Origin of the sequence: Candidatus Marifrigoribacter sp. Uisw_064 (assembly GCF_047730175.1) — a bacterium.
Taxonomy (GTDB): Bacteria; Bacteroidota; Bacteroidia; order Flavobacteriales; family Flavobacteriaceae; genus Marifrigoribacter.
The window spans coordinates 226,904-239,953 of sequence record NZ_CP159833.1 but is presented as its reverse complement, the minus strand read 5'-3'; the positions used below and the strand labels follow the sequence as shown (position 1 = coordinate 239,953).

Genomic DNA, 13,050 nt, shown 5'->3' with positions numbered 1-13,050 from the left:
ATAGATTTATTACAAAATGAGAAACAAAAGTACTAATTTTGATACTCAATTATTAGAATATTAATTATGAAACTGTTTCTTTTATCACTTTCTTTTTTGTTTAGCTCCCTATTATTTGCGCAAGATTCTTTTTCTGAAGAAGATGCTAAGCAAGTAATAGATACTTTTTTTGAAGGATTTCATAAAGGAGATACCCTACAAATGAAATCTGTGGTACTAGGCAATATAGCTACACAAACTGTTTTGCATCTAAAGATGGAAGCAATAGAATTGTAGACAGTATGATGGATAGTTTTATAAAAACCATTGGCAATCGATCTGAAGCTGATAAATGGGAGGAACGTCTATTAGATTATAAAGTTCAAATAGATGGTAATCTAGCACATGTCTGGACTCCCTATGAATTTTGGCTGAATGACAAATTTAGTCATTGTGGAGCCAATGCTTTTACTTTAGCTAAAACTGATGAAGGTTGTAAAATTGTTCACCTTATAGATTCAAGAAGAAGAACTAGTTGTAAACAGGAGTAAGCTAACAGTCGCTCAAACTTACTTTTACAGCTAAACCACCTTCGCTTGTTTCTTTGTATTTTGTGTTCATGTCCTTAGCGGTTTCCCACATGGTTTCAATTACTTTGTCTAAAGGAACTTTTGCTTTTGTTGGATCACTATCTAATGCCATTTCACATGCATTAATAGCTTTAATGGCTCCCATCGCATTACGCTCTATACAAGGTATTTGTACCAATCCGCCAATAGGATCACAGGTCATTCCTAAATGATGTTCCATAGCTATTTCACTTGCAATTGATACTTGTTCTGGAGTACCGCCCATAAGCTCAGTTAAAGCTCCTGCAGCCATTGCTGAGGACACTCCAATTTCTGCTTGACAGCCTCCCATAGCCGCTGAAATAGTTGCTCCTTTTTTAAATAAGCTTCCTATTTCGCCACTGACGAGTAAAAACTTTTTTATTTCATCGAAACCTGCTTCGTGATTTTCTATCACTAAATAATACATCAAGACGGCTGGTATAACTCCCGCACTTCCATTGGTAGGTGCCGTTACAACTCTTCCTAATGAGGCATTTACTTCATTTACCGATAAGGCAAAGCAAGAAACCCATTTTAATATTTGTCTAAATTTAACCTCTGTATGTCTAATCGATTCAAGCCATTCTTTCGTATTGGAATAAGGAACATTACTGATCAATTTTTTATGCATATCATATGCTCTTCGGTGAACATTTAGGCCTCCTGGTAAAGTTCCTTCGGTATGACATCCTAAATACATAGATTCAAGCATTACTTGCCATATAGCCTCTATCTTGCTATTTATTTTTTCTTCTGAACGAAGTGATTTTTCATTTTCTAGGACTATTTCTGAAACACTTTTTTCTTCAGCCTTACAATAGGCTAATAATTCAGTTGCTTTTTGAATAGGATAAGGAAAATGTGAAAATATTTCAATTTTCTTTTTTGCACGTTTACGTTCTTTTTTTACAACAAAACCACCTCCAATGGAATAGTAGGTAGCCGATTTCTTAGTTCCATTTTTCAGGAAGGCATGAAAAGTCATTCCGTTAGGGTGAAATTCTAAGAATTTACGATGGAATGTAATATTTTTTTCAGAATGAAAAGGAATATCTTTTTCGCTGTTAAGAGTTAATACCTGTTCCGATTTAATTCTAGCAATAGTGCTGTCTATTTTTTCCGTCGGAAAGGTGACAGGATCAAAACCTGATAATCCTAAAAGAATAGCAATGTCGGTAGCATGGCCTTTTCCTGTTAACGAAAGAGAACCAAATAAATCGACTGAAACACTTTCGATTTCTGTAAATACTCCTTTAGATTTTAGCTCTTCAATCCATCTGCCTGCTGCGCGCCAAGGACCTAAGGTATGCGAACTGGATGGACCTACTCCAATCTTTAACATGTCGAAAATACTGATACTCTCCATATATTTTTATAAGGAAACAAATGTAAACTATATTCTATGGATTTATACCTACGAATTTGTTGAAAAAATATGGAATAATTCCACTTATGTAGTGGATATATTCCATATTTTTGAGATATGAAAACCTTATCCTCAGGAAAACTTGGTAAAATAAAAATTCGGCATAGTCCAGAAGTCTCTCGACAGACAGGTTTTCCTAGTGCTGCTACGCATTATGCGGAACCTTCTATAGATTTACAAAAAGAACTTGTGTTTAATCAGGATGCTACTTTTTTTGTGCGTATTGAAGGCGATGAATTAGAAGAATTTGATATTAAAGACAATGATGTGTTGATTATCGATCGGTCACTTTCTGCCGTTCCAAATCGATTGGCATTGGCAGTTATAGATGGAGAGTTTAAGGTACTTAGAATCCCTAAAAAGCATATAGATTCAGAGTTCGTTCTCTGGGGAATTATCACTTATATTATTCACTATACACAATGATAGCTTTAGTAGATTGCAATAGTTTTTATGCTTCTTGTGAGCAAGTATTTCGCCCCGATTTGTGGGGTACGCCTGTAGTGGTGCTAAGCAATAATGATGGTTGTGTTATTGCTGCAAACAAAGAGGCAAAGGATTTGTCTGACATTCCTATGTTTGAGCCTGTATTTAAGATAAAGAAACAACTCACCGCTCATAACGTTACTTTTTTTTCTTCTAATTATACGCTCTATGGTGAAATGTCTCAACGCGTTATGAACGTGTTAGAAACCTTTTCTCCTAAGGTTGAAATTTATAGCATTGATGAAGCTTTTGTCGATTTTGAAGGTATGAAATATACCTCTTTAGAAAGCTATGGACATTGCATTAAGGAAACAGTTTATAGACATACAGGTTTGCCGGTTGGAGTAGGTATTGCTTCCACAAAAGTACTGGCTAAATTGGCGAATAAAATTTCTAAAAAGTACGCTCATATCAATAACCATGTATTTTGCATTGATACGGAAGCGAAGCGTATAAAGGCTATAAAATGGGCTAAAATAAAAGACGTTTGGGGTATTGGAGGGAAACATGCCAAGCGTTTACAAAACATTGGAGTATTTACAGCATATGAATTTACACAGCTTCCTGAGGAATGGGTACGTAAAAATATGACCGTAGTTGGGCTACGTATTTGGTATGAGCTAAAAGGAGTATCATGTCTCGAGTTTACAACACTTCCGAAGCCAAAAAAAGGAATTGGTACCGCTAAATCTTTTGGAAAAAAATTAGAAGATTTGGGAATGATTATGGAAGCTTGCTCGTATTATATTAGTGAGGTGACCGAACTACTTCGTGCTCAGAAATCTTGTGCAACCTATTTGCAAGTCTTTTTACATACCAATTATTTTAGCGATCGGGACAAGCAATATTCTAAAAGTATCACGATTACATTGGCGATGCCAACCTGTGATACTTTTGTATTAATTTCTGAAGCGAGAAAAGCACTGGAGCTTATTTATAAACCTGGTTATCGGTATAAGAAGGTAGGAGTTTGTTTAAGCGGAATTATTCCGCAGGAATATGTACAAGGAAATTTGTTTCATACCCCTCCTAAATGGAATAAGAATGAACTACTAAAAACCTTTGATGCTATTAACCGTAAGTACGGAAAATCTACGGTGTTTTCGGCTTTGGTAGGAACTCGTGTCAAAGAATGGGAACTCATTAAAGAGGATCGTAGTCCAAGATATACTACACAGTGGAAAGAACTTCTGAAGATAAAAACAAAAAAAAACCTTCAGAAAACTGAAGGCTTTTAAAAATTATTGAATTTCCGAGAGTATATCATTAAAGGTTTTACTAGGTCTCATTTCATTAGAAACGATACTTTCAGTAGGTTCATAATAACCACCAATATCAACTTTTGATCCTTGAGCATTATTTAATTCTTCTAAAATAGTGTCTTTATGAGCCATTAATTTTTCAGCAATAGGAGTAAAGCGACTTTTTAAAACAGCATCTTTGTCTTGTGCAGCTAATTCTTGCGCCCAATACATTGCTAAATAAAAGTGACTTCCACGATTGTCTAATTCATTAACTTTTCGAGAAGGGCCTTTTTTATTTTCAAGTAATTTCTCAGTAGCATTATCTAAGGTTTCAGATAATAAGATCGCTTTAGGGTTATTAAAGGTAGTACCTAAATGTTCTAAAGAAACAGCAATGGCTAAAAATTCACCTAAAGAATCCCAACGTAAGTGACCTTCTTTTACAAATTGCTGTACGTGCTTTGGAGCAGATCCTCCAGCACCAGTTTCAAACAATCCACCACCATTCATAAGAGGTACAATAGATAACATTTTAGCACTGGTTCCTAACTCTAGAATAGGGAAGAGGTCGGTTAAATAATCACGCAATACATTTCCACTTACTGAAATTGTGTCTTCTCCATCTTTTACACGTTCTAGTGTATATGCGGTAGCTTTTTCAGGAGAAAGAATTTTTATTGTTAATCCTTCGGTGTTATGATTTTGAAGGTATTGACTTACTTTCTTTATTAATTCAGCGTCATGAGCACGGTCTTCATCTAACCAAAAAACGGCTGGACTTCCTGTAGCTCTAGCACGACTTACGGCTAACTTTACCCAGTCTTGAATCGGTAAATCTTTTACCTGGCACATTCTCCAGATATCACCTACTTCAACCGAATGTTCCATTAAAGTAGTACCGTTAGAATCGACCACTTTTACGGTTCCATTCGATGGAATTTCAAATGTTTTATCATGCGATCCATATTCTTCAGCTTTTTGAGCCATGAGCCCTACATTAGGAACTGTCCCCATTGTGGTAGGATCGAAAGCACCGTGTTTTTTACAGAAGTCAATGGTAGCTTGGTAAATTGCAGCATAACTACTGTCAGGAATTACAGCTTTGGTATCTTTAGATTTCCCATCGGGTCCCCACATTTGTCCAGAATTACGAATCATTGCTGGCATAGAAGCATCAATAATCACATCACTAGGAACATGTAGGTTTGTAATCCCTTTATCGCTATTTACCATCGCGAGTTCAGGATTAGTGTTTAATATAGCTTGAATATCAGCTTCAATTTCTGTTCTTTTTTCTGAAGAAAGTTCTTCTAGTTTTTCTGCTAAATCTCCAAAACCATTGTTGACATCCACTCCAATTTCTTCAAAGGAAGCTAGATGTTTTGAAAACAAATCTTTAAAGAATACGCGCACTGCATGACCAAAAATAATTGGGTCACTTACCTTCATCATCGTTGCTTTCATATGTAATGAAAACAATACATCTTGTTTTTTTGCGTCTTTTATCTGTTCATCAAGGAATTGTAATAATGCTTTTTTACTAAGGATGGTTGCATCAATTATTTCACCTTTTAATACCGCTAAATTTTCTTTTAACAGGGTAGTATTTCCATTGGTATCGGTTAGTACAATATTGATTGAATCATCATTAGAAAGTGTTAATGATTTTTCATTATGCATAAAATCACCTTGTTCCATTGTAGAAACATGCGATTTAGATGCTGGATCCCAAGCTCCCATACTGTGTGGGTTTTTCTTGGCATAATTTTTTACTGCTTTTGGAGCTCTTCTGTCACTATTTCCTTCCCTTAATACTGGGTTTACAGCAGATCCTTTAATTTTATTGTATGTTGCTTTTACGTTCTTTTCTTCTTCACTTTCAGGTTCTTCAGGATAATTCGGTAAGGCATATCCTTTAGCTTGTAATTCTTCAATAGCCGTTTTTAACTGTGGAACAGAAGCACTAATGTTTGGTAATTTAATAATATTAGCCTCAGGTTGTTTCGCTAATTCACCTAATTCTGCTAAGGCATCATTCACTTTTTGATCTTCGTTTAAATACGAAGAAAAATTAGCAAGAATTCTAGCTGCTAATGAAATATCTCTTGTTTCAATAGCAATATTTGAAGGGCCTGTAAAAGCTTTTATTATAGGTAGTAAAGAATGGGTTGCTAAGGCGGGAGCTTCATCTGTTTTTGTGTATATTATTTTGGCAACATTAGTCATTGAAAGAATGTATTTGAAGTGAATTTTAAAGAATTGCGAATATACAAATTTGTAAAGCTTATAAAAGGGTAGAATCAATAATTGTAACAACAAAAAGTTTATAAACAATAAAAGCCATATCATTGTATTGCTACCTTGATATGGCTTCTTGTAAAACAAATTTTTACCAACTAATCATTACAATTTAAAGCAAGTTTATTAAACTCCTGCAGTTGTGATTTGTTTCAACGAGCGTTGATCTTTGTAAGACTATTAACTAAAAGTCAACTTATGTCTTTAAAATACAACACCCTATTTTTTAATCTAGAAGATACTTACGTTAGATTATATCTACCTTCAGCTATAAAGTGATTCTTGAAATTTTCAAAGGATATGGCGAACCAATGTCCTAGACGATTTCCTCAGACTAGATTTGAACCTGTCTTAAGTAGGTTGTAAAGTTACCCTTAGCAACCGAATCCACTTTCCCCTCATGGAGATTACTCTCTCAAGAGTTGAGTTTTTTTCGTTGATCTCAATTTGCATCAAGGACGAATAAAAACTTCGCTTCATATATTCTGAATATTAACCCACCTTGCAGTATTTTAAATTTTCAGCGTATAAGGATTAAAAAATGTATAAAGAACGTTACTCTATATTTAAAACGTTTGTTACTGTTACCCCGTTTTGTTATACCAAATATAAAATAGATAATCAAAAAAACAAAATATGTAAGGCGCTATATATTAACAAATTATGAACTTAGCTTATTAACTTTTGTTCATAAAAAAAGCGTTACCAAATAAATGATAACGCTTTATATTTTTTAGAGTAATAAAATTAACTTCTTTTCTCTCTAATTCTTGCTTTCTTACCTGTAAGGCCTCTAAAGTAATAGATACGTTTTCTACGTACACTACCTTTTTTGTTGATTTCAATTTTTTGTAATGCAGGTAAGTTGATTGGGAATATACGTTCTACTCCAACTGTTCCTGACATTTTTCTAATTGTAAAAGTTTGAGAAGTTCCTGTTCCTTTTACTTGAATTACGACTCCTTTAAAAAACTGAGTTCTGGTTTTTTCACCCTCTCTAATTTCGTAGTATACAGTAATCGTATCTCCAGCTCCAAAAGATGGAAATTCATTTTTTGTTACAAATTCACTTTGAACAAATTGTACTAACTCTTCCATTGTAATTATTTAATATAGTTTTATTTAAAACAACATACACGATTTTCGCCAGAGGTTGGGTTAAATTTGAGTGCAAAAATAGCTTTTTTCTACAATACCACAATGTTTTTATTGAATTTTTAGTAGCCTCTTTTTCTGTGGTTTATCTTTCTAATAGATTACAGATCCTTTTGAAAACAAACACTGGTATCTATTCCTTTGTATTGCCCATAATTTTCAATCACCTGATATCCAAACTTTTTGTAAAGTCCTATCGCCTCAGGCATACTAGTTCCTGTTTCTAACAACATCTTTTTAAAACCACTTTCTTGTACCCATAATTCTAAGTTTGCCAATAGTTTTGTCGCTATTTTATTGCCTCTATGGTTCATATTTACATACATGCGTTTAATTTCTACCGCATCATGTTCCATCTGCTTAAATGCGCCGCAACCTATCGCTTCATCATTATAATAAGCGATAACCACATGATTTAATGTATCGATAGCATTGTATTGATTGTAAAACTCATGATCATCTCCGTCCCTTACTTTTAAATCGGCATCTAGTAATTTTACCAGATCAATGAAGTCTTTATTTTCTGAATTAGTTCTAACTAATTGAATCATAACAAAGGGAGCTGTTTTGAAATAGTTGTTCGAATTTTTTAGGCAGAGGAGCATGAACCGAAACTTCTGTTCTCATAATTGGATGTTGAAACTGTATCGAAAAAGCATGTAAATACAATCCGTTTCCTTTTCCGTTTTCACCTTCTATACCATATAATAAGTCTCCAAAAATAGGATTTCCTATCGATGCCATGTGTTTTCTTAGTTGATGTTTTCTTCCAGTACAAGGCTCTAATTCCATTAGATTTAATGCTCCATACTTTTGAGAAGGCATGGTTTGTAATAGGGTATAAATCGTCTTGCTTAGTTTTGCATCGATGTCTGTTTCAATAGTACCAGCTTTAGATTGTAATCCCATGGTGACTGCTGTATATACTTTTTTAATTGTTTTCGCCTCAAACATTTGATTCAAATCGATTAAAACCGCTGCCGTTTTTGCTATCAATAAAGCACCACTGGTTGGATAATCTAAACGATGTACAGGTTCAGGTCTTTGTAAAGCGTCTTTTTGTAAACTCTTTTTGAGATTGGTACCTAATGCATTTTCTAAGGTAAACTTTTTATTTCCACTCACTACAATGCCCGCAGGTTTGTAAACAATAGCTAGATAGTCATCTTCAAATAAAACGTTGAGTTTTAAATCGATGCTTGGTTTTTTATTCTGAATAGGGGATTGGTATAAGTCTAAAATTTCTTCACCATTTAAATAATCGCCAGTAAAGCCTATGCTACCATTAATCGTTACCAAACCATTTTTAATGGCTTTTTTGCTTGCTTTTCGGCTGGCTAATGAAGTAAAAATTCCTGGAATATAATCTGAAAGACGTACTCTTTCCGATACGATAGGAACCCTATGTGATTCTATTTTTAATAAAATATCGGTTGGTTCCATTCGTTTTTTAATCCTCTAATAAATCGGGTCTTCTATTTTTGGTATGTTTTAAGGCTTCATTTTCTCTCCATTCATCTACTTTGGGTGTATTACCACTCAATAATATATCTGGAACTTTCCAGCCTTTATAATCTGATGGACGCGTATAAATAGGAGGCGCTAATAAATCATCCTGAAACGAATCGGTTAAAGCACTGGTTTCATTTCCTAAGACCCCTGGGATTAATCGAATGACGGAATCACATACAATTGCTGCTGCCAATTCTCCACCACTTAACACAAAATCTCCTACGGATATCTCTCTGGTGATAAATTGATCGCGAACACGTTGATCTACTCCTTTATAATGACCACATAATAAAATGATGTTTTCTTTTAAAGAAAGTTCGTTGGCAATCCCTTGGTTTAGGGTTTCACCATCGGGTGTCATATATATAATTTCGTTATAGTCTCGTTCTGCTTTTAACTTACTAATACATTTGTCAATAGGTTCAATCATCATAACCATTCCGGCACCACCACCATATTGGTAGTCGTCTATCTGATTGTAATTATTAGTAGAAAAATCTCTCAGGTTATGAAAGTGAATTTCTACCAAGCCTTTTTCGATGGCTCTCTTTAAAATAGAAGCTTCGAAAGGACTTTTTAATAATTCGGGTAATACTGTGATGATGTCTATACGCATGTTAGAACAATTCTTTTTTTGATTTATCTATATCTCTTCTAATTTGGTAAGATGATCCATAGTTCAATATTCAGAGTACAAAAATAGGGTAATTAGTATAGAATTGAGTAATGTGTTGTGAGTATTGAAAAAATAGGATTAAGATGTGAGTATATAGTAGTGTGAAAGTTATATGTCATTGCGATTAGTATAGTGACGTGGCAATTTCAAAAAGATTCTTCGTTGCGCTACGCTTGCTCTGAATGACAAGGTTTAATCATCTTAATTCTCAATACTAACCTCTCATTACTAATATTCGCGTTAAGGATAGCAGCGGCATCCTTTTTTTTGTCCTGTTGGGCATTATCGAAAATAAAATATATTTTGTTTGAAGATAGCTAGTAAAACTAGTCGAAACATTGAGACAAAAATAAAGATATAGCGGATAGCCTGACTCGACCTTGTTAATTGTATGGTAGATGCCTATGCGTACTTGCTGGAGAGGAACGCCCAAATAAAAATATGACAGCCTGTCAGATTTATTCTAGTGGCATAAAGATTGACATTAGCTAAACGACAATAAAAAATATTGAATAATAAAAATATAATACGATTATGAGTAAAATAATAGGAATCGATTTAGGAACAACCAACTCTTGTGTGGCTGTTATGGAAGGTAGTGAACCAACCGTAATTCCTAATGCAGAAGGAAAGAGAACCACTCCCTCTGTTATTGCTTTTGTAGAAGACAATGAAATTAAAGTAGGAGATCCAGCGAAAAGACAAGCGGTGACTAACCCTACCAAAACGATTTCTTCTATTAAAAGATTTATGGGAAACAAATTCTCTGAATCTAAATTAGAAGCTGAAAGAGCTGCTTTTAAAGTAGTAAAAGGAGATAATAATACGCCACGTGTAGATATCGATGGTAGATTATATACGCCTCAAGAACTAAGTGCAATGGTACTTCAGAAAATGAAGAAAACTGCCGAAGATTACTTAGGGCAAGAAGTAACGGAAGCTGTAATTACAGTGCCAGCTTACTTTAATGACAGTCAACGTCAAGCAACGAAAGAAGCGGGTGAGATTGCAGGATTAAAAGTTCGTAGAATTATCAACGAACCAACTGCTGCTGCTTTAGCCTATGGAATGGACAAAAAAGGAATCGATCAAAAAATCGTAGTATTTGATTTTGGTGGAGGAACACATGATGTATCTATTCTTGAATTAGGAGATGGTGTATTTGAGGTATTAGCTACCGATGGTGATACTCACTTAGGTGGGGATGACGTAGATCAAAAAATAATTAACTGGTTGGCAGATGAGTTTAAAGCGGATGAGAACATAGATCTTCGTAAAGATCCAATGGCTCTACAACGTTTAAAAGAAGCAGCTGAAAAAGCGAAAATCGAATTATCAGCTTCTGCACAAACAGAAATCAACTTACCGTATGTAACTGCAACGGCAAGCGGACCAAAACACTTAGTTCGTACTTTAACAAAAGCGAAGTTTGAGCAATTAATCGACGATTTAGTAAAACGTACTATCAAACCTTGTGAAACTGCTTTAAAAGCAGCAGGTCTTTCTAAAAGTGATATCGATGAGATTATCTTAGTAGGTGGATCGACTCGTATTCCTGCAGTGCAAGAAGCGGTAGAGAAATTCTTCGGAAAAGCACCAAGTAAAGGTGTAAATCCAGATGAGGTTGTAGCGGTAGGTGCTGCGATCCAAGGGGGAGTTTTAAGTGGAGATGTAAAAGATGTATTGTTACTAGATGTAACACCACTTTCTTTAGGGATCGAAACGATGGGATCTGTAATGACACATTTAATTGAGTCGAATACAACGATACCAACAAAGAAATCGCAAGTATTCTCTACAGCAGCAGACAATCAGCCAAGTGTTGAGATTCATGTATTGCAAGGAGAACGTCCTATGGCAAACGATAATAAGACAATTGGTCGTTTTCACCTAGATGGTATTCCACCAGCACAAAGAGGAATTCCTCAAATTGAAGTAACGTTCGATATTGATGCCAATGGGATCATTAAAGTAAGCGCTACCGATAAGGCTTCTGGAAAATCGCAAGATATCCGTATCGAAGCTTCTTCTGGATTAACGGAAGAGGAAATCCAAAAGATGAAGCAAGATGCTGAAGCAAATGCAGATGCAGATAAATTGGTGAAAGAAAAAGTTGATAAATTGAATGAAGCGGATGGAATGATTTTCCAAACGGAGAAACAATTGAAAGAGTTTGATGAGAAATTATCTGATGATAAGAAAGCACCAATCGAGGAAGCATTAGCTGAATTAAAAGCAGCCTACGAATCGAAAGATGTTGACACCATTCAACCAGCGTTGGACAAAATCAATGAAGCTTGGAAAATGGCTTCTGAAGAAATGTACAAAGAGAATGCAGATGCGCAACAAGAAGGTGCTCCACAAGGAGAGCCTGAAGCTACAGAAGAAAACAGTGATGTTGAGGATGTGGATTTTGAAGAAGTGAAGTAAAAAGATGCTAGACGGCTAGATGATTAGAATCTAGACTAAGCTATTAGATTAAAAAATCCCAACTGAAAGGTTGGGATTTTTTTTGGTTATATAATTTTTATTTCAGGACGGGTCACATTTTAGCTTAACGTTTAGTATATGGCAAGTAGGGCGAATGAAAGCGGTAAACTTTCGGGTTTGCACTGAGCCAAAAGATTATATTTTGTTTTTAATTTATTCATTTTAAAAGCCAAATCAATGATTTGGCGGTGTTCGTAAATAGCACTGAACTTTCGGGAACCTCCAAACACCCTATTTGCTATATACAGCTTAAGTTAGCATTTTAATAAAAAGATTAAATTTAAGCAATTAATCAGAAAGAATAGAAGAGAGAATTACAAACTCTTTTTCTGTGATTCCCAAAAAATTAGTGTGCGTTATCATAACGCTCGTAATGTCTTGGCTATTGAGGGTGTATGGGCGTTAGTTATTTCTTAAGAATTTACAGGTTTAAATTCTGCTTATCTCCACTAAAATATAAATTCATCGATAGAATCTTGAGTCCTATCTAAAAATTCTTTCTCCCTGAATTAAATATTTCAAATTTACATTGTATAGTAAAATAACCCATTACAAAATTATGAAACAACTTAATCAACAATTCAAACAAATACTTGAAAGCAAATGTTTGACAAAAGCAGAAAAAATCTATATGAGAAAAATATTCAGAGATTTCGTTAACAGACGAAAGATCATAGCAAGAAACTCAATCCAATTAATAGATGAAAATGATTTTGAGCAAGGATATCAATTAGATTCAATTATTGGCGAATATCAAGGTAGTTATTTTTAGCAATTTTGATTAAAAACATTCATCTCTTTCTGAGACGCAATATAGTTCTCCAAAATTATAAGGGACTTTCATAGAGATTGAATTAAGTCGTTTTTAAAAATAATCAAAAGCCAACAAAGCGAATAATCCATTGCTCGTTTTAGCTATTTAAAGGAAACTTTGTGTTTTAGTATTGTCCTTTATCATATTTTCACTAGATGCAATTTGTAATTCTAGTTCTTCAACAAGCCTTTGGAAGTAAAATTCATTTTTGCCTGATTCTAAGCGTTTTTCATTCTAGTTATTTATCTGCAAGGCAATCAAAATACCAATAACTACAATTCCTCTTTCTCCGACAGCATATTTCAAATACTTTCCAGTTTTGTTTTGTTCCATAAGGTCGTATCGTATTTTTCTAAAGA

The 13,050-nt window shown here is 34.5% G+C and carries 12 protein-coding genes; 6 read left to right on the top strand and 6 right to left on the bottom strand.

Annotated features, from left to right (window positions below; translation table 11 throughout):
- Positions 1-66: 66 nt before the first annotated feature.
- Complete coding sequence (locus ABXT64_RS01065) at positions 67-276, top strand: hypothetical protein (RefSeq protein ID WP_443633544.1); 210 nt, start codon at positions 67-69, stop codon at positions 274-276.
- Between the two features lie 5 nt (positions 277-281).
- The gene (locus tag ABXT64_RS01060) at positions 282-530 is read left to right on the top strand and encodes a hypothetical protein (RefSeq protein WP_443633543.1); all 249 of its coding nucleotides are present in this window, start codon (positions 282-284) and stop codon (positions 528-530) included.
- 1 nt (position 531) lies between these two features.
- On the opposite strand, the gene ABXT64_RS01055 is transcribed toward ABXT64_RS01060, so the two are convergent.
- Entirely contained in the window at positions 532-1,956 is a 1,425-nt protein-coding gene (locus ABXT64_RS01055; protein WP_443633542.1) for an L-serine ammonia-lyase, read from the bottom strand.
- A 117-nt stretch (positions 1,957-2,073) separates the two neighbouring features.
- Between ABXT64_RS01055 and ABXT64_RS01050 the strand changes: the two genes are divergently transcribed.
- Together ABXT64_RS01050 and ABXT64_RS01045 are read left to right on the top strand one after the other, a co-directional pair.
- Positions 2,074-2,442, top strand: a complete 369-nt coding sequence (locus ABXT64_RS01050) for a S24 family peptidase (protein WP_443633541.1) — start codon at positions 2,074-2,076, stop codon at positions 2,440-2,442.
- Positions 2,439-3,740 carry a Y-family DNA polymerase gene (locus tag ABXT64_RS01045; protein WP_443633540.1) on the top strand — a complete coding sequence of 434 codons (1,302 nt, stop codon included), beginning with the start codon at positions 2,439-2,441 and terminating at the stop codon, positions 3,738-3,740. The genes ABXT64_RS01050 and ABXT64_RS01045 overlap by 4 nt, the downstream gene beginning before the upstream one ends.
- A gap of 3 nt (positions 3,741-3,743) precedes the next feature.
- Here the strand turns inward: ABXT64_RS01045 and ABXT64_RS01040 are convergent, their stop codons facing one another.
- From ABXT64_RS01040 to trmD, 5 genes are all read right to left on the bottom strand, one after another.
- Entirely contained in the window at positions 3,744-5,972 is a 2,229-nt protein-coding gene (locus tag ABXT64_RS01040) for an NADP-dependent isocitrate dehydrogenase (protein ID WP_443633539.1), read from the bottom strand.
- Positions 5,973-6,791: 819 nt separating this feature from the next.
- Entirely contained in the window at positions 6,792-7,142 is a 351-nt protein-coding gene (rplS, locus tag ABXT64_RS01035) for a 50S ribosomal protein L19 (protein WP_443633538.1), read from the bottom strand.
- Between the two features lie 158 nt (positions 7,143-7,300).
- Positions 7,301-7,750, bottom strand: a complete 450-nt coding sequence (locus ABXT64_RS01030; protein WP_443633537.1) for a GNAT family N-acetyltransferase — start codon at positions 7,748-7,750, stop codon at positions 7,301-7,303.
- Positions 7,734-8,642, bottom strand: coding sequence for an RluA family pseudouridine synthase (locus ABXT64_RS01025; RefSeq protein WP_443633536.1), 909 nt, complete (start codon positions 8,640-8,642; stop codon positions 7,734-7,736). The genes ABXT64_RS01030 and ABXT64_RS01025 overlap by 17 nt, the downstream gene beginning before the upstream one ends.
- 7 nt (positions 8,643-8,649) lie before the next feature.
- Positions 8,650-9,327, bottom strand: coding sequence for a tRNA (guanosine(37)-N1)-methyltransferase TrmD (trmD, locus tag ABXT64_RS01020; protein ID WP_443633535.1), 678 nt, complete (start codon positions 9,325-9,327; stop codon positions 8,650-8,652).
- A gap of 594 nt (positions 9,328-9,921) precedes the next feature.
- On the opposite strand from trmD, the gene dnaK reads away from it, so the two are divergent.
- Both dnaK and ABXT64_RS01010 read left to right on the top strand, forming a co-directional pair.
- The gene (gene dnaK / locus ABXT64_RS01015) at positions 9,922-11,817 is read left to right on the top strand and encodes a molecular chaperone DnaK (RefSeq protein ID WP_443633534.1); all 1,896 of its coding nucleotides are present in this window, start codon (positions 9,922-9,924) and stop codon (positions 11,815-11,817) included.
- Positions 11,818-12,508: 691 nt separating this feature from the next.
- Complete coding sequence (locus ABXT64_RS01010) at positions 12,509-12,649, top strand: hypothetical protein (RefSeq protein WP_443633533.1); 141 nt, start codon at positions 12,509-12,511, stop codon at positions 12,647-12,649.
- Positions 12,650-13,050 lie beyond the last annotated feature (401 nt).